The organism is Hafnia sp. CBA7124 (genome assembly GCF_002355555.1).
Classification (GTDB): domain Bacteria; phylum Pseudomonadota; class Gammaproteobacteria; order Enterobacterales; family Enterobacteriaceae; genus Hafnia; species Hafnia alvei.
Genome location: NZ_AP017469.1, coordinates 1,831,518 through 1,847,876 on the forward strand (window position 1 = coordinate 1,831,518; position 16,359 = coordinate 1,847,876).

The 16,359-nt window shown below is 49.0% G+C and carries 15 protein-coding genes and 1 riboswitch; of the genes, 4 read left to right on the plus strand and 11 right to left on the minus strand.

The genetic code is table 11. The features are described 5' to 3' along the window. Positions 1-58: 58 nt before the first annotated feature. On the minus strand, positions 59-1,168 hold the full coding sequence (gene chaA, locus CPY98_RS08365; protein WP_025801707.1) for a sodium-potassium/proton antiporter ChaA: 1,110 nt from the start codon (positions 1,166-1,168) through the stop codon (positions 59-61). A gap of 291 nt (positions 1,169-1,459) precedes the next feature. Between chaA and CPY98_RS08370 the strand changes: the two genes are divergently transcribed. Continuing rightward, complete coding sequence (locus CPY98_RS08370) at positions 1,460-2,032, plus strand: DedA family protein (protein ID WP_025801708.1); 573 nt, start codon at positions 1,460-1,462, stop codon at positions 2,030-2,032. Positions 2,033-2,079: 47 nt separating this feature from the next. Here CPY98_RS08370 and CPY98_RS08375 read toward each other — a convergent pair whose 3' ends face one another. The 7 genes from CPY98_RS08375 to CPY98_RS08405 form a co-directional block, all read right to left on the minus strand. After that, positions 2,080-3,081, minus strand: coding sequence for a FecCD family ABC transporter permease (locus tag CPY98_RS08375; RefSeq protein WP_369828299.1), 1,002 nt, complete (start codon positions 3,079-3,081; stop codon positions 2,080-2,082). A 90-nt stretch (positions 3,082-3,171) separates the two neighbouring features. After that, the gene (hutX, locus tag CPY98_RS08380) at positions 3,172-3,669 is read right to left on the minus strand and encodes a heme utilization cystosolic carrier protein HutX (RefSeq protein WP_096387289.1); all 498 of its coding nucleotides are present in this window, start codon (positions 3,667-3,669) and stop codon (positions 3,172-3,174) included. 45 nt (positions 3,670-3,714) lie between these two features. After that, positions 3,715-4,551: a hemin ABC transporter substrate-binding protein gene (locus CPY98_RS08385; RefSeq protein ID WP_046450059.1), complete on the minus strand. Its 837-nt coding sequence runs from the start codon at positions 4,549-4,551 to the stop codon at positions 3,715-3,717. A 2-nt stretch (positions 4,552-4,553) separates the two neighbouring features. Then, positions 4,554-6,707: a TonB-dependent siderophore receptor gene (locus CPY98_RS08390; RefSeq protein WP_096387292.1), complete on the minus strand. Its 2,154-nt coding sequence runs from the start codon at positions 6,705-6,707 to the stop codon at positions 4,554-4,556. Positions 6,708-7,006: 299 nt separating this feature from the next. Then, positions 7,007-7,354 (minus strand): nitrous oxide-stimulated promoter family protein, encoded by a 348-nt coding sequence (locus CPY98_RS08395; protein ID WP_096387295.1) that lies wholly within the window; start codon positions 7,352-7,354, stop codon positions 7,007-7,009. Positions 7,355-7,443: 89 nt separating this feature from the next. Next, positions 7,444-7,965, minus strand: coding sequence for a DedA family protein (locus tag CPY98_RS08400; RefSeq protein WP_043492841.1), 522 nt, complete (start codon positions 7,963-7,965; stop codon positions 7,444-7,446). Between the two features lie 22 nt (positions 7,966-7,987). Then, complete coding sequence (locus CPY98_RS08405; protein ID WP_046450058.1) at positions 7,988-9,454, minus strand: MFS transporter; 1,467 nt, start codon at positions 9,452-9,454, stop codon at positions 7,988-7,990. Positions 9,455-9,573: 119 nt separating this feature from the next. On the opposite strand from CPY98_RS08405, the gene CPY98_RS08410 reads away from it, so the two are divergent. Continuing rightward, the gene (locus CPY98_RS08410; RefSeq protein WP_046449975.1) at positions 9,574-10,146 is read left to right on the plus strand and encodes a TetR/AcrR family transcriptional regulator; all 573 of its coding nucleotides are present in this window, start codon (positions 9,574-9,576) and stop codon (positions 10,144-10,146) included. A gap of 200 nt (positions 10,147-10,346) precedes the next feature. Then, positions 10,347-10,531: riboswitch (M-box (ykoK) riboswitch) on the plus strand. Positions 10,532-10,588: 57 nt separating this feature from the next. Next, the gene (locus CPY98_RS08415; RefSeq protein ID WP_025801717.1) at positions 10,589-11,602 is read left to right on the plus strand and encodes a magnesium transporter; all 1,014 of its coding nucleotides are present in this window, start codon (positions 10,589-10,591) and stop codon (positions 11,600-11,602) included. 102 nt (positions 11,603-11,704) lie between these two features. Here the strand turns inward: CPY98_RS08415 and CPY98_RS08420 are convergent, their stop codons facing one another. The 3 genes from CPY98_RS08420 to CPY98_RS08430 form a co-directional block, all read right to left on the minus strand. Continuing rightward, complete coding sequence (locus CPY98_RS08420; protein WP_025801718.1) at positions 11,705-12,139, minus strand: hypothetical protein; 435 nt, start codon at positions 12,137-12,139, stop codon at positions 11,705-11,707. Positions 12,140-12,301: 162 nt separating this feature from the next. Continuing rightward, positions 12,302-13,291: an aldo/keto reductase gene (locus tag CPY98_RS08425; protein WP_025801719.1), complete on the minus strand. Its 990-nt coding sequence runs from the start codon at positions 13,289-13,291 to the stop codon at positions 12,302-12,304. A 65-nt stretch (positions 13,292-13,356) separates the two neighbouring features. Then, complete coding sequence (locus tag CPY98_RS08430; RefSeq protein WP_096387298.1) at positions 13,357-14,208, minus strand: aldo/keto reductase; 852 nt, start codon at positions 14,206-14,208, stop codon at positions 13,357-13,359. A 456-nt stretch (positions 14,209-14,664) separates the two neighbouring features. Here CPY98_RS08430 and mqo point away from each other — a divergent pair, with 456 nt between their 5' ends. Then, positions 14,665-16,317: a malate dehydrogenase (quinone) gene (gene mqo, locus CPY98_RS08435; protein WP_096387301.1), complete on the plus strand. Its 1,653-nt coding sequence runs from the start codon at positions 14,665-14,667 to the stop codon at positions 16,315-16,317. The last annotated feature ends 42 nt before the right edge of the window (positions 16,318-16,359 follow it).

Below are 16,359 nucleotides of genomic sequence, written 5' to 3' on the forward strand. Positions count from 1 at the left end.
ATTGGCTAGTCATAAAAAAACGGCGCGAGAATGGCGCCGTTTTTTCAGTTTGAATCGGTTACAAGAATATCGTCATCAGGTACGCGGCAAACAGAGCCAAGTGAGCGGCACCGTTCAGAACGTTAGTACGCCCTGTACTAAATGAAACCTGACACAGCATCAATGCGGCAACCATCACCACTACCTGTGGTGCATCCAGCGCAAAGATCAGCGGCTGGCCGGTCAAGGTAGCAATAATCGTGACCGCAGGCACCGTCAGTGAGATGGTGGCTAGCACGGAACCGAAGAACAGGTTCATGGCGCGCTGCACCTGATTGGCCAATACGGCTTTCAATGCCCCCAATCCTTCTGGCGACAAAATCAGCAGAGCAACCAAGAAACCGGTGAACTGCTGCGGCGCATTCAGCGTGCTGAGCAGGCTTTCAAGCGGATTCGCATTGAATTTGGTGACCGCAATAACGGCAATCAAATGCACCACTAACCAACCGGCGTGCCATGCGCTGCTATGAGCCGAAGGTTTACCGTGATGCGGATCGCTCGGATCATCGCCGTCATCTTCATGCTCGTAAACAAATAGACTTTGGTGCGTTTTGGTTTGGATCAGCAAGAACACGCCGTACATCGCGGCGGAAATGGCTGCCACCATAAGCGCTTGACCCGTGGTGAAGTTGCCACCAGGGAAGGTCATTGGTAACACTAAAACGATGATCGCCAGCGGGATCAGCGTAATTAAATACTGTTTGATACCGGCCAGATTGACAAACTGGGTGGCAAATTTACGTCCACCGAGCAGCAATGAAAAACCAACCAAACCCCCGGTGACGATCATCACGATGGAGTAAAGCGTATCGCGCATCAGCGCCGGAGCAGCATCACCGGTGGCCATCAACGCAGAAATCAGACTCACTTCCAGAATAACCACGGACAGGCTCAGAATTAATGAGCCGTACGGTTCACCTAAACGGTGTGCCAGCACGTCAGCATGACGCACTACGCTAAACGCACTGCTCAATATAGCGATCAGTGCGAGGATATTAATGCCAGCGACGGCGGGTAAACTCTGAGTATTGCCCCACAGAGTCAGGACAACTAAGGCGATAACAGGTAGAGCTAACGAGTACTCGCTATGCCGTGTTTTCACGCGGCATGCTTCAGTTTCTGACTTCATTATGATTATTCTCCGTGTAACGATGCGCAGGCGGTCAATCGCAAAATCCAATCAATAGTTCGATAAAACTATATATAGCCTATCAAAAAAATGTGTTTTATCGATTAGTTTTTACCTAGCTTTACTTATTTTATGAATTTTTATCACGGTCTGCTCAATTAAATCATGCTAGTTCGCGATACGTTTAACCTCACGAGAAATGCTGAGAATACATTCATTAGTTTTCTGAAACCAAAGGGAATGACTTTTTTGCGGTATCATTAGAGGGATATACGTGAGAGGAACCTAAATATGACGGATGCAGGCCAGTGGATTTCAGATTACGGCTATGTTGCGGTGGTGCTTGGCAGCATTATTGAGGGTGAAACAATTGCTTTTCTGGCAGGCGCAGCGGCTCACAAACATCTACTGTCCTATCCTCTAGTTTTGTTGATGACTTTCTTGGGAGCAACGGCGGGGGATTTTACGCTGTATCTGGTGGGGCGACGGTTTGGTCGTCAGATCTTGGCGCGTTTTAAGCGACAGCAGAAAAAGATCCAACGTTTCCAACAGCGAGTGCGAGAGCACGAGACGCTGTTAATCCTAGGGATGCGTTTTGCCTACGGTTTCCGCACCATTGGCCCGATTATCATCGGATCTTCGGGCGTTAAGCTACGCAAGTTTGTGCTGCTGAATATTATTGGTGCGGCGATTTGGGCATTTATTATTGTCACGCTCGGCTATGCCGCCAGCGAGGTGCTGTTCCGCCTGTTTGCCCATGAGCATCAACGACGCATCGCCTTTGTGGTGCTGATGGTCGCGTTGCTGGTGGGATTAATCGGTGTGAAGTGGTATCGCTCAAAACAGTCTGACAAGGATGAGTAAAATACAAAGGGCGTCGCGCCCTTTGTATCCGGTTTCATGGCGCTTATTTAAAGCCCGCGGCGGCATCTAAAGATTAGCCATAAAAAATAGGGGCCACCCAGCAGGCTGGTGAGTAATCCCACCGGCATTTCTGCGGGCTGAACCACGGTTCGAGCCAAGGTGTCTGCCAGCAACAACAAACAGGCACCGCACAGCGCAGAGCAGGGGATTAACCAGCGATGGTCTGAGCCGATTGTCATGCGTACCAGATGCGGCACCACTAATCCGACAAACCCAATCACACCGCTGATGGCGACAGATGCGCCCACCAATAATGAACTCAGTACCAACAGCATTTGGCGTTTACGTTTTACATTGACGCCAAGATAGTGTGCCTCTTCATCACCCAGCTGTAGCAGGTTTAACGTTCCCGCATTACGCCAGGTGAAAAATATCGCCGGAAGTGCCAACGAAGCGGATACCAGAAGCGTGGGCCATTGTGCCTGTCCCAAGCTGCCCATCATCCACAGCGTTAACTGGCGTAGCTGCTGATCGTCACCGACATAGCTTAGTATCCCAATCGCGGCGCCGCACAGCGCGTTAATCGCGATACCGGCCAGTAGCAGATGCAGCATGCCACCGTGGCTGGTGCGACCGCTGAGGAAAAAGATGAATGTGCAGATAAGCAGGCTGCCCAGCACGGCAAACAGCATGTGTTCGTACATTAAAAACAGTGCAGGCAGGGAGACAGGAAAAACGATAGCCATACCGACCATCAATGCCGAGCCGCTGCTCACGCCTAACAAACCCGGATCGGCCATCGGGTTACGAAATAAACCCTGCATGATCACGCCTGATGTTGCCAGCGCGGCACCCACCAACACGGCCAGCAAAACGCGTGGCATACGCACGTTGAGCCAAATATCGAGATAATAGTCCTGTAGCTCACGGTTCCACAGCACTGAAAACGGCATGCTGATCGCGCCGAGATTTGCGGCACACAGCACCAAGGCCAGCAGGATAAAAGTCAGTCCCCAGAACATCTGGGGAGATGAGAGTGAGCTATTCATCACTCAGGATCTCCATCGCATCGATAAGTCACTGCGCCAATGCGACGCAGTGATATTGAGCTATTCCGTTATGATTGACGGCAACCATGTTTAAATTGCGTCTGCTTTAAGGCGTAACGCTAAGGCGCGGAAAGCTTCGACCTGTGACGCGAGCAGTTTTCGGTGTTCGTCGCGGCCCAAGAAAATTTTAAACATGGCGCTGCCTTGCTGGTTCAAGAACAGAATAGAGGCGGTGTCCATACCCATAAACTGACGTTCGATCAGCGCAATGTGGTGGCAGTTTTCGGCTTTAATATGTCCGGTAAGGCCCTTTTTTCCGCGCAGATTAAAGTAACCATGGCGGTGAAAACCGGTAGGTAATTCTCCGGTGAACTCCAAAATAACATCGGCGGTATGTGCCAACGTGGTTACGCTGCCCCATTCCACCACGCTATCCCACACCGCATCGAACTTATCGCCAGATACTAAGGTGTGCTCCGGCAAATGCTGGATCACCTCAAGCAGCGTGGTATTGAATTTTTCAGCAATGGCTTCCAGCGTGCCATCAGGACGGGTTTGCATGAATGCATGCAGTTCAGAATGCGTCATTGTTGTTGCTCCTTGTTATAAGTACTTGTTACATCGATGAAAAAACTAAGCAGGATTGGGATAAAGCTGCTGCTGGAGGAATTCAACCGCATCAACGATGCGTGGCCCCATTCCCAAAATAAGCGACTGATCGATTTCAACGATGCGCTGATTTTTCCATGCGGCGGTGCGGGTGACACCGGCGACGTTGCCCAGTTGCTTTTTACCGTCGGCGGAAGCCAAGCTTTGCGTGGTGACCACGATCACGTCGGGATTCGCCGCGATAATCGCTTCGCCGCTGTAGGTTTTATATTCCGCGTGGCTCGCGATATTTTGCCCACCGGCCAACGACAAAATAGTGCCCGCCACGCTTTCGGTTCCGGCAATTTGCGGCACGCCGCCGCCCGGTGATAGCAAGAACATCACGCGCACGGGCTTAGCGATTTGCTGGTTTTTTTGGGCGGCAGCGGCGAGCCGTTGCTGGAGGCTAGCGACTAACTCATCGCCCTGTGCAGTTTTGTTCACGCTGGTCGCCAAGGTATGAATATTGCTGTACATCCGTTCCACGGTGGCAGGCGTGCGCGGCAGCGTCAGCACCTTCACTTTTTGTTGCGCTAATTGGTTAAGCACCAGCTTGGGTTCGGCGTCTTGCCACGTAATAAAGGTGGTCGGCGCCAGCGACAAAATACCCTCGGCGCTCAGCTGTTTCCAATAACCAATGTGCGGAAGCGCTTTAGTTTCAGGCGGATAGGACGTGGTTTCATCTACGCCAACCAGCGTATCACCCGCGCCAAGCGCATAGAGAAGTTCTACCAACGAGCCGCCAGCGACCACTAAGCGCTCTTGAGCCATCGCGCCGCTGGTGAGCAGCAGCGCCAGTGCGGCGATAATCAATTTTTTCATCATCAGAATTTCCAAGCAAAACCAACGGCCGCATTAATGCCCGCCGCAGGAATAGATTCATGCGCGGTTTGATAGCGTTTGTTGGTGAGGTTATTGAGCTCAACGTTGACCTGATACTGATCGTCGGCACCAAATTCACTGTTAAACGCCAGGTTTAGCGTTGCCCAACCGGCGTGGTTTTCCGTTTCGCTACCGGTGCTGTCCGTGGCTTTGGAGGCTGCGCGAATATAAAGATCGGAGGTCAGGTTCATCACATTAAACAACATCGTGTTTTTTACCCCCACACGTCCGGTGACGCTGGGATCGCCGGTATCCCATGTTTTCATGGTTGGGCTGATGAACTGACGGCGCATAATGTTGCCGCTGACATACGGTGAAATCATCCAGGCGTTATATTCGGCGGAGAGTTCCATCCCGTAGGTTTTGGCGCGGTCGACGTTATCGTAGTAGTAATAATCGGTACGTGATGAGTTGCTGTTGCCGTTACAGATTTTCTGCCCTGAGCAGGCAATAGAGGCGATATAGTCTTTGGCTTCGGAGTAGTAAATCGCGCCGTCGATGTACCACATGTTGCCGTTATAGCGCGCCCCAAACTCGAAGTTATTGGAGTGCTCGGCGTCCAGATCCGGATTGCCATAGGTTACGCCGCCACCTGCGGATGTTTGCATAAACTGCTGAGTCAGGGTTGGGAATACATAACCCTGAGCGAAGGCCAAACGAAGTTCGGTATTGGCGATACCGGAATAACGTAGGCTGGTGGCAGTAACAAACGCGCTATCGCTGACGGACTGTGAACCGAGCGTGGTGGTGGTCGTGCCTTGAGAAGAGTGAGAAACCGTTTCGTCACCGTTTAATAGCTGAGATTTCAACCAATATTGGCGTGCGCCGAGGGTCCATTTCCAGTTATCGGCAAACTGCCACTCATTTTGCCCAAAGGCTGACCAGTTAGTTTGCTCCGAGCGGTTGTGCGCCAGCGTATCTTTGGTGTAATTCACGGCGGCAGGGAAGCCGTGTGAGCTACTGGACTGCGTGCTGCCGTTGGAGGTTTGTTTGACACGGTCTTCTTGATATTGAGCGCCGATCACCAGATTGTTGTTAGCGGGCAGCTCGAAGTTAGATTGCAGGGTGAGCCCGCGCGTATTTTGTGTGTCTTCAGACTGCGTTTGGTTAGCCACGCGCAGATCGCCGATCATCGGGCTACCGGTAGGCGTGACAACCGTAACCTTATTCTCGAATTTACGCTCAAGCTTTTGGCTGTAAGCGTCGAGGTGAATATTCTTTAAATATTCTCCGTCTACCGCGTAGTCATAAAACAACCCAATCTTTTCGCGTTCCAGCTTTGGTATTTTAACGCTGAATTCCTGATAAGCCGGATCGTCATAATAGGTCTGGGTAGAGAGCTTGTAGCGGTCTAGCGAAAGGCCAAACTTATGCTTATCCAGCGTGTAGCCGAGCCATAGGCCTTGGCTATTATTGTTGAAGCCAGTATGCGGCAAACGGCCATCTGGCGTGTCTCTATCACCGTGATCGGCATAGCTGCCGTTCAGCCGATAATCTAAATTACCGATGCTGCCCCATGCGCTGGCAGACTCACGCCAGCCGTTGGTGGCGGTATCATAAACCGCTTTGATCGAACCGCTGACCGGCTTATCGCCGCCTTTGCGGGTGATGAAGTTGATCACGCCCCCAATAGCCTGAGAACCATAAAGCACCGAGTAGGGGCCTTTGACCACTTCAATGCGCTCGAGCGAAGATTCATCAATTAAAATACCGGGGCCAAAATCCTGCCCTGCGCGTTGGTAGGTGACTTCCTGACCATCGATCAGCAACAGCACGCGTGAAGATCCTTCACCGCGAATGCGTACCTGTTTACGGCCAGCTAAACCGTTATCGGTGATTTCAACGCCGGGAATATCTTGTAATTCATCGGCGAGCGATAAACGGGTGGAGCGCTCAAGCTGCTCGCTGTCGATAACTTGAATTGTTGCAGGGCTGTCCCACAGGGTTGTTTCGCTACGGCTGGTGGTGGTGACATAAATAGGATCTTCGTCAACGCTGCTGCCGGACTGCTGGGGCGCCGATGCCGCGCTAACCTGTTGTGAAACAAACAGAGATAAAGCTGAAAGTAAAAAGCACGTATTCCTTGTACTGAACATAGTCTTTAACCTTAAAGCGAACAATAATGATTATCATTTGGATTTATAGTTAAACTTGTATCTGACGTCTACAAATAAAGGTGTAAATCAAATGCATAATTGATTTAGGTCAAAAAAGAGAGGGGGGATATTTTCGTGGTGAGAGTTTTTAGTTCTGAAACTTGGTATTTAAATCGAGTAAAAATACAGTAAGTACTTTCAATATAGATTTAATACGAGGTTTATGTTTTCCAAGCCTATCAGTATGAAAGTGATTAGGACAACAATAGCGCGGGTCGAGCACCCACACGCTTCATCGTTTAAGGTTTTTTAGGACGATACTTTTCCGGCAGTTGAGGTACAGGGCGTTTGTCGTCAATCAGATGACGCACGGTAAGAATAGGGTGCCGCCACAGCATTCTCGGACCGGACCAACGCATAATCTGCTTCATTTCTTCACGCTTGGCGGGTTGATAGCAGTGTACAGGACATTGCTTACAGGCCGGTTTTTCAGTGCCAAACACACAGCGGTCGAGGCGTTTGACCGCATAGGCATATAAGTTGGCGTAGTGCTCGTCGTCATGCTGAGCATCGGGACAGCGGCGCTGATAAAGCGAGATCATTTTTCTGATCGTCAGCTTTTCTCTTTGAATTCGGCTATCTGCCATCGCTAAATCTCCCTGCATCATCGCAACATAATATTCATCTATAATACATGTATTGATAAGCCTGATTCTATACCTCTTAACGCTGATGACTAAATGATGGGAGCGGCGAAATAGAGCGCACCTGAAACGATACCGATAAATAGGCACGCCCACACGGCGGCTGAAAATGCGGTGACGCAGTAAACTCGCGTGCGGCTAAATGTCATCATTCCCGCGGCCATAGGCACCATATAGCGCAATACGGCCACAAAACGCGACGTGAACAAAACCAGTAGACCGCCTTTATGCTGTAGCTTTTCGCTGATGTGCTGCAATTTACTGTTATGACGAGAGAAAAAGCGTGGGAAAAGCATTTTCTGGTTAATCAGTTGACCAAAATGAAACGTCAGCACCGAGCCTAAGGTCGCTCCCAGCGTGATCGCGAGCCAAACGAGCGTGATGGAAAGCGACGGCTGGCTGATGGCGATCACCGCCAGCAACATCAATGATGCCGGCGGCAGGATTGAGGAGATCATCACGGTTGATTTACCGAGTGCGATAGCAAATAACAGGGCAAAAATCTGCACTGGATGATCGGCAATCTGTGACAAAAAGGTCTCTAACCACGCCATGATAATCTCCAAAGCAGCGGCATTATTGAGTGCGCTTTAGCGTAACGGCGCTCAATAACAGCAAAAGGGAGGCGGAAATCAAAACGGAAACAAACGCCTGATCAAACGCCATGTGGGCAAGGTGAGTCAGGGTCTGCGCCTGCTCAATATCCATGTTTCCCGCCAGCTTCAACGTTTCGTCGATACTGTCGTAGGCTTCGATATTCTCCTCAAACTCAGCGGGCAGTATCAGGCTGTTGCTATAGATGGCCGTCATCATTCCACCCAATAGGGTAATGCCAAGTACGCTGCCTAATTCATACGCCACGTCTTCAATTGAGGCGGCCATCCCCGATTTTTCATTCGGCGCGTTGAACATAATAGCGGTTGAAGAAGCGGTAAATGCACCGCCGATACCGTAGCCAATCGCAATCAAATAGCCGAAGATCTCGATAATGCTTTCCTGATATCGCAGGGCTAAACCAATGATGCCGAGTCCGGTTATTAGCAGACTTCCCAGTACGATCTTCTGCTCGCCATATTTTGGCAGCAAAAGGCCAGAAAAAGGCCCCGCCAGCGCTGAGGCGAGTGGGATCGGCAGGATGTATAACGCCGCCTGTAACGGTGACAATCCAACCACCAACTGGAGGCGTTGACTGAGTACCAATTCAACGCCGACCATCGCCAGCATGGCGACCAACGCAATACAAACACCGCTGAAAAACATTCGATTGCTAAATAGCGAAAAATCAATCATGGGCGACTCAGATCTGCGTTGGCGTTTATAAAATAGAACTAAAAATACGATGCCAATCAGGGCGGATAGCAGCATTATCGACCATGACGCATCCGGTTTACTGAGTTCTTTAAGCGCGTAGATCGATGCAACCAGTCCTACCATGATCTGAATGGAGCCGAGATAGTCGCAAGGACGATTACTGGTACTGCCGCATTTGGGAATTCGCCGAATCGCCAGTGGAAATACCAGCAAAACCACCGGTACGTTAATCAGGAAAACGGAACCCCACCAGAAATATTCCAGCAAGGCACCGCCAATGACAGGGCCGATAGCCGCGCCGCCGGAGGCGACAGCAGACCAAATACCAATGGCCAACGCGCGCTCTTTAGGATCGGTAAACGTATGGCGAATAATCGAAAGCGTAGGCGGCATCATCATGGCTGCGCCCACGGCCAAAAATACGCGTGAGGCGATGAGCAGCGGAGCACTCGGTGAGAATGCGGCGCACAGCGAGGCGGCGGCAAAAACTGGAAGACCATAGATAAATAATTTTTTGTGGCCGATGCGATCGCTTAGCATGCCCGTGGCAGGCAATAGCCCAGCCACAACCAACGGATAGGCATTAATAATCCACAGTTTTTCTGAAGCATTTGCGTTCAGTGACAGCGTTAGTTTAGGTAGCGCGGTGTACAGTACCGTCATATCAACAACGATTAAAAACAACGCACTGGATACGAGTGTGAGTGTTAGCCAGCGATAGTGTACGTTCATCATCTTGTCTCTAAAATTTGTGGCGCCGCAGGTGGCGACAATCATTCTGTTAACAAAGTTTATGAATGATAATGTATAGTTTCAATCCATACGTACGTATTTAAAACGAGGGTGCTTAAATGGGACGTCAACGCAGTATCGATAGAGAAAAAGTGCTGGATGCAGCGGAAGAGATCATTGCGAACCATGGCGCTGCGGCATTGACTATCGACTCTGTGGCGCGTGCGATGGGGATCTCAAAAGGTGGCGTACAATACTGTTTTGGCAACAAAGACGCGCTGATTGATGCCATGTTCGAACGCTGGGGAAATGCCTACGATCGGGTGTTTGATCTCGTGGCTACGCAGGATGACTCACCGACTCATCGCGTTGCGGCACATGTGGTTGCCACGCATAAATACGATCAGGCTTCCAGCGCCAAAGCTGCGGGGTTACTGGTCAATCTGCTACAGACCAAAGAGCATCTGGAAAATACGCGCAGCTGGTACCGTGAACGCATTGCAAATTTAGACCTCGATTCAGAGCAAGGAAAGCAGGCCAGAATCGCGTTTTTAGCGACCGAGGGCGCATTTATGCTGCGTTATTTTGGTTTAATGGATATAGATCAAACCGAGTGGGAATCTATATTTCAAGACATTGAAACGATTATTTTACCCGCAGATAAAAATACAGAGACAGAGACCAATAAATAACATGATGCGGACGTTATTAGATCGTGATAGATGCTCAAGAAATGATAGGTGAATAACTAAAAAGAAGTAATCACTAGCGAAGGTTTGTTTAAGTTAAATAGATTTCGTTTAACTTGAATGCATTTTTCTAAATATTCAATAAACCAAAATCGGATTATGAAAACGGGTTTATTTTTGCAGTGTAGGATTTCCGTGTTTTATGACGATCTCGTTATGGCGAGGCTCCTATACAAACATAAGTTACCGCCCTGATGGTATCGAGAGAGACCACACAGGGAAATACAGGCATCCATCGAATCAAGGTGTTGCCAAGGTAACTTTCAGTAAAATCAAGATATTGCTGAATACGTTGTATAGTGCTAAACCCAAGACGTAGGGATCTATTTTCCTATCTTAGTCTTGTTCGCCCCTATGAGGTTTTAATTCTATAGGGAATCAAACTATGTCTTACCACGTAAAAAATGCGATCCATAATCATAATGATGAGTTTGAAGATGATGCCATTGCTCAATATATGAGTACTGACTTCATCATGCTATCTCATATTCTTAGCGTGCAAGAAGCACGTAAGGTCTTCCTCTCTCAACTTAAAAGCAACGATATACCGGCACAAGTTTTCGTGGTTGCCGGTGAGCAATTATGCGGGGTATTACCCGTTAAGAAATTGCTTCAGGAAACAAATGATACGCAAGATATTCGGAATTTAATGGAACATCACTTTTTCCATGTAAGCCCCGCAGATGAAAGAACCGAAGTTATTTCCCGTATTTCCAAGGAGGATGTCGATATTGTTCCCGTCGTTGCGGGCGGTAAATTAGTAGGATGCCTTACCGAAAGAGAAATTGCACATTTATTAGAAGATGAAGTGACTGAGGATGCGCAGCGTCAGGGTGCCAGTTTGCCATTGGAAAAACCGTATCTAGAAACCAGCCCAATAACGCTGTGGAAGAAGCGTTCGGTGTGGTTGTTACTGCTGTTTGTTGCCGAAGCTTACACCAGCAGCGTGATCCAACATTTTGAAGAGGCGCTGGAATCTGCCATTGCGCTGGCTTTCTTTATTCCGTTGCTTATTGGCACGGGAGGAAACAGTGGTACACAGATAACTTCAACCTTGGTGCGTTCGATGGCGCTAGGTGAGGTACGGTTACGCGATCTGGGCAAAATTATCCGTAAAGAGATGACGACGTCGTTGATGATCGCGGCGACCTTAGGGCTTGCGGGGTGTGTTCGCGCATGGATGATGGGGATCGGCCCCGAAATTACGCTGATTGTTAGTTTAACGCTGGTTTGTATTACGCTGTGGAGCGCCGTAGTTTCTTCCGTTATTCCGATGGTATTGAAGCGCGTGGGCATTGACCCCGCGGTAGTATCTGCACCGTTTATTGCCACGTTTATCGATGGAACCGGCTTGATTATTTATTTCAAAATTGCGCAGTACACCTTGGGAATCAATTAAAGGCGAACCCGCTGTAGATTAAACGAAGTTCGAAAGAGAGTGACGGTTACAAATATCCCTTCCCGTAGGGGAAGGGATAGTCATTAGGTTATGCAGGCGAGATTAGGAACAGAATGAACCGAATCTACCGACCGGGCACGGTAGCATATTGATATGAACCGAGTCGGGATGCAGGTTATACATGCCGCCCCAAAAAGGATCGATCAGCCAGCCTGCACCTAATGTGGTTAAGTTACCGAATATATACCAGGCATTAGGGCGCGTTTTGAGCGGCATGATAACAGGCTGGAAGTCAGCCCTGGAAAAAGTAATCTGATAGTTCAGCCATCCCAAATAAGTGCCATCAGATTTCGGCAGCGTAACCGTTGAGGGCGTGGTTCCTGTGGCGGCAATTCGTCCGTAATTATCAGAAATAACGAACAGAGCCTGAGACGGGGAGCTGTCTACATAAACAGTTTGAGCTTCATCACCAACGATGGCGGCACATCCCGTCAGTGATAATACGGAGCCTAAGGCGAGAGCGGATAATTTTTTCATGTCAGGGCTTATTATCAAGTGGGTACTGAACTAAGAGCGACACATTGCGTGGCAAACTTTAAATGTTCAGACCGCAGGTTTTACCCGACATAATCAAATGGCGTGAATGATTGGAATATTGAATGAAGGCAGGCAGCTCAATGGCCGCCTGCCATTAATCCCTTATCGACCGACGCGCGCCATCAATGAAGCAGGGTAGCGATCGCCCACGATTTTCACGGTTTCGAGAGCGTTGGCGATTTTACGCAAATCTTCAGCGTTCAGCACCAGATCGGCTGCGCCCAAGTTTTCTGTTAAACGATGAAGTTTGGTGGTGCCAGGAATTGGCACAATCCACGGTTTCTGCGCTAACAGCCACGCCAGTGCGATTTGTGCTGGTGTGACATTTTTCTCTGCGGCTAACGCAGCAAGCAGAGACACGAGTTTTTCGTTGGCTTCTATGGCTTCGGCGGCAAAACGCGGCACTTTACTTCTAAAATCGTCAGCTCCAAAGGTGGTTTGTGCGTTTATTGCGCCAGTCAAGAAACCTTTGCCCAGAGGGCTAAAGGGAACAAAACCAATGCCCAATTCCTCTAACAACGGCATGATTTCTTGCTCAGGTTCACGCCACCACATGGAGTATTCACTTTGTAGCGCCGTAACGGGCTGAACGGCGTGTGCGCGGCGAATAGTTTGAACCCCGGCTTCAGATAATCCAAAGTGCTTAACTTTACCTTCTGCAATCAAATCCTTCACGGTTCCAGCCACATCTTCAATAGGCACTTCGGGATCAACGCGGTGCTGGTATAGCAGGTCAATCACGTCTGTTTTTAACCGGCTCAGAGAGCCTTCAACGGCGGCACGAATATGCTCAGGACGACTGTTTAAAATTTGCTGCTTATTATCATCACCGAAGGTAAAACCAAATTTCGTGGCAATAACCACGCGGTCACGGAAAGGCGCAAGTGCTTCGCCAAGCAGCGATTCATTTAAATAAGGGCCGTAGACTTCAGCGGTGTCAAAAAAGGTCACACCTTGTTCAACGGCGGTGCGGATCAGTTCTATCGCTTGTTTGGTGTCGGTGGCAGGGCCATAACCGAAGCTCAGCCCCATGCAGCCCAGACCCAGTGCTGACACTTCTAGCCCAGACTTACCGAGAATACGTTTTTGCATTTTAATAGCCTTATTATTGAGGTCATTATTTTATTAAGGTAATTGTTGCTGACAAATGAGCGGGATTACACGTCAAGTTTGCGCTGGGTGAGCCACTCCACCATCGCCGGATCGCGATGAGAAAAAAAGGCGCTGGTCGCGGTGTCTAACGCGGCGATCTGCGTCATGTCCGCATCAGAAAGTGCAAAATCCAGAATATTGATATTTTCTTCCATTCGCGCTTTGCGAACGGATTTCGCCAACGACACAATGCCTCGCTGATATAGCCAACGCAGTACCACCTGTCCGACGGTTTTGCCATACTGGTTGGCGATAGCCGTCAGCGCCGGATGTTGAAACAGACCATTTTTGCCCTCGGCAAAAGGTGCCCAAGCCTCTGGCTGAATATGGCGGCTGTTCATCCATGGCACGGCGTGAAGCTGTTGGTTAAAGGGATTGACCTCTACCTGATTTACCGCTGGCACAACACGGTTAAACGCCATTAGATCGGCAAGTCTATCGGGGTGAAAATTACTTACGCCAATGGCACGAATTTTCCCCGCCAGCTGCAACTCCTCCATCGCCCGCCACGCACCGTGTACGTCGCCATATGGCTGATGAATTAAATAAAGGTCAACATAATCAAGCTGTAGGCGATTGAGTGAACGCTCGAACTGCGCTTTTGCACCTTCATAATGTGTATCTTGCAGCCAAAGTTTGGTAGTTACGAAAAGCTCATCGCGAGCAATCCCGCTTTGCCTCAGGGCATTCCCCACCTGAGTTTCGTTTTGATAAGAGGCCGCGGTATCGATGAGACGATAGCCCGTTTCGATAGCGTCAATCACCGCACGTTCGCATTCGGCTGCGTCCGTCATCTGAAAGACGCCAAAGCCGAGTAAAGGCATTTCAATACCGTTGTTGAGTGTGACCGTTTGCATGATGCAGTCCTCCGTTTGTTGCGATGGAGGAAGCATAACGCAAACAGGTTTATTCGATTAGATACCTAAATCCGCTAACCTTTATGAGTTTAATTCATTAATTGAAGGTGATGTGATTGACGTGAGACGGGCAAGGATAACAGCCTGTTGTTAGGGGGCTTTATTCATAATATCTGCAAGCAAGGGAGTGAAATAGGAAACCCATTTGCTTTATCTCCTCAAAGATATATATCCAGAGCAGCGATGCTCAATAAGAGAAAACTGTACGTACAGCTCGGTGGTTGATTTATACCCTTATTAAGATTGCTACATTTATCAATGAGCCTTTATTTCGTGAGTTTAAAAACGTGTAGAAACCCTATGGGTAAATAGAAATGTGAATGCAATTTTAAATTAAGGTAAAAATGGAGTAGCATGTGTTCACTGAATATATCTTAGAAATGTAAAATTATTATTATGCCTGCACTAAATAAGACTATTGTTTCTCTAACCGCGGTCGCGCTGTTTGTCAGCACGGCTACCTGGGCGAAAGACGATGCGACGCAAAAGACCGATTTTCTCCTGATCGGCGGCGGCATCATGAGTGCTTCACTGGGCACTTGGCTACAAGAGCTACAGCCTGAATGGAAACAGGTGATGGTTGAGAAACTCGACGGCGTTGCGCTTGAATCTTCTAACGGCTGGAATAATGCCGGAACGGGTCACTCAGCTAATATGGAGCTGAACTACACGCCGGAGCGCGCAGATGGCACCATTGATGTCAGCAAGGCGTTGGATATAAACGAACAGTTTATGATTTCTCGCCAATTCTGGTCTGCTCAGGTTAAGCGCGGTATTTTGAAAGATCCTCACGCTTTTATTAATTCTACGCCGCATATGAGTTTCGTTTGGGGTGATAAAAACGTTAATTATCTGCAAAAGCGCTACGATGCCTTACAGCAAACCACGCTATTCCAAGGCATGAAATTCTCGACCGATCACGCACAGATCCAGCAATGGGCACCGCTAGTGATGAACGGCCGCGATGCCAACCAAAAAGTGGCTGCGACTTGGACTCCGGTGGGAACCGATGTTAACTACGGTGAAATCACTCGCCAGCTGATCGGCAGCCTAAAGAAAAACAGTAACTTCTCTCTGCAAACCTCGGCAGAAGTGACCGAATTCAAGCGCAATGAGGACAATTCATGGCATGTCACGATCAAGGATATCAACAACGGCAGTGAACATGCGATTGACGCTAAATATGTATTTATCGGTGCGGGCGGTGGTGCACTAAAACTGCTGCAAAAGACGGGGATTTCTGAAGCGGAAAACTATGCCGGTTTCCCTGTCGGGGGCTCTTTCTTGATGACGGAAAATCCTGAGGTTACCAAGCAGCATTTAGAAAAAGTGTATGGTCAGGCATCAGTCGGCGCACCGCCGATGTCAGTACCGCATTTAGATGCTCGCTTTATTGATGGTAAACGCGTGGTATTGTTTGGGCCATTTGCGACGTTCTCGACTAAATTCCTGAAAAATGGCTCCATCTTTGACCTGCTGAGCACCACCACAACCAGCAACTTTATCCCAATGACGGATGTCGGGTTAGATAATTTTGATTTGGTGAAATACCTCATTAGTCAGGTCATGCTGAGTGATGATGATCGCTTTGCTTCGCTGAAAGAGTACTACCCACTGGCGCAAAAAGCCGATTGGAAACTCATTCAAGCGGGTCAGCGTGTACAGATCATCAAAAAAGATCCTGAGAAAGGCGGCGTACTGAAACTGGGTACGGAAGTGGTCGTCGATAAACAAAGAACGATCTCTGCGTTATTGGGCGCTTCACCTGGTGCCTCGACTGCCGCACCAATCACGTTGAATGTGATTAAGCAAATGTTCCCAGAACAGTTCAATTCCCCAGAGTGGCAGAGCAAAATTCGCGATATCGTACCTAGCTATGGTCAGAAGTTAAACGGTAACGCGGCTTTAACGCAGAAAACATGGGATGACACCGCGGCAGCGTTGCAATTAACGAAACCACCGGTGATTCAAATGAACGATCATGGCCACATGGCGATAGAGGCGGAAGAAAAACGCCAAAATTCGCCACAGCACGATATGGCGCTGTAAATCGAGATGCCCCCGGTGCTAGCCGGGGGCGTTTATCTGCAA

Bases quoted from the DNA above. Each gene is read 5' to 3' on its own strand.
- CPY98_RS08420 (WP_025801718.1), bottom strand. From the start codon at position 12,139: ATGAAAAAATTATCCGCTCTCGCCTTAGGCTCCGTATTATCACTGACG.
- CPY98_RS08415 (WP_025801717.1), top strand. From the start codon at position 10,589: ATGTCTTACCACGTAAAAAATGCGATCCATAATCATAATGATGAGTTT.
- CPY98_RS08430 (WP_096387298.1), bottom strand. From the start codon at position 14,208: ATGCAAACGGTCACACTCAACAACGGTATTGAAATGCCTTTACTCGGC.
- CPY98_RS08370 (WP_025801708.1), top strand. From the start codon at position 1,460: ATGACGGATGCAGGCCAGTGGATTTCAGATTACGGCTATGTTGCGGTG.
- CPY98_RS08410 (WP_046449975.1), top strand. From the start codon at position 9,574: ATGGGACGTCAACGCAGTATCGATAGAGAAAAAGTGCTGGATGCAGCG.
- CPY98_RS08375 (WP_369828299.1), bottom strand. From the start codon at position 3,081: ATGAATAGCTCACTCTCATCTCCCCAGATGTTCTGGGGACTGACTTTT.
- hutX (WP_096387289.1), bottom strand. From the start codon at position 3,669: ATGACGCATTCTGAACTGCATGCATTCATGCAAACCCGTCCTGATGGC.
- CPY98_RS08400 (WP_043492841.1), bottom strand. From the start codon at position 7,965: ATGGCGTGGTTAGAGACCTTTTTGTCACAGATTGCCGATCATCCAGTG.
- CPY98_RS08385 (WP_046450059.1), bottom strand. From the start codon at position 4,551: ATGAAAAAATTGATTATCGCCGCACTGGCGCTGCTGCTCACCAGCGGC.
- CPY98_RS08390 (WP_096387292.1), bottom strand. From the start codon at position 6,707: ATGTTCAGTACAAGGAATACGTGCTTTTTACTTTCAGCTTTATCTCTG.
- chaA (WP_025801707.1), bottom strand. From the start codon at position 1,168: ATGAAGTCAGAAACTGAAGCATGCCGCGTGAAAACACGGCATAGCGAG.
- CPY98_RS08405 (WP_046450058.1), bottom strand. From the start codon at position 9,454: ATGAACGTACACTATCGCTGGCTAACACTCACACTCGTATCCAGTGCG.
- CPY98_RS08425 (WP_025801719.1), bottom strand. From the start codon at position 13,291: ATGCAAAAACGTATTCTCGGTAAGTCTGGGCTAGAAGTGTCAGCACTG.
- CPY98_RS08395 (WP_096387295.1), bottom strand. From the start codon at position 7,354: ATGGCAGATAGCCGAATTCAAAGAGAAAAGCTGACGATCAGAAAAATG.
- mqo (WP_096387301.1), top strand. From the start codon at position 14,665: ATGCCTGCACTAAATAAGACTATTGTTTCTCTAACCGCGGTCGCGCTG.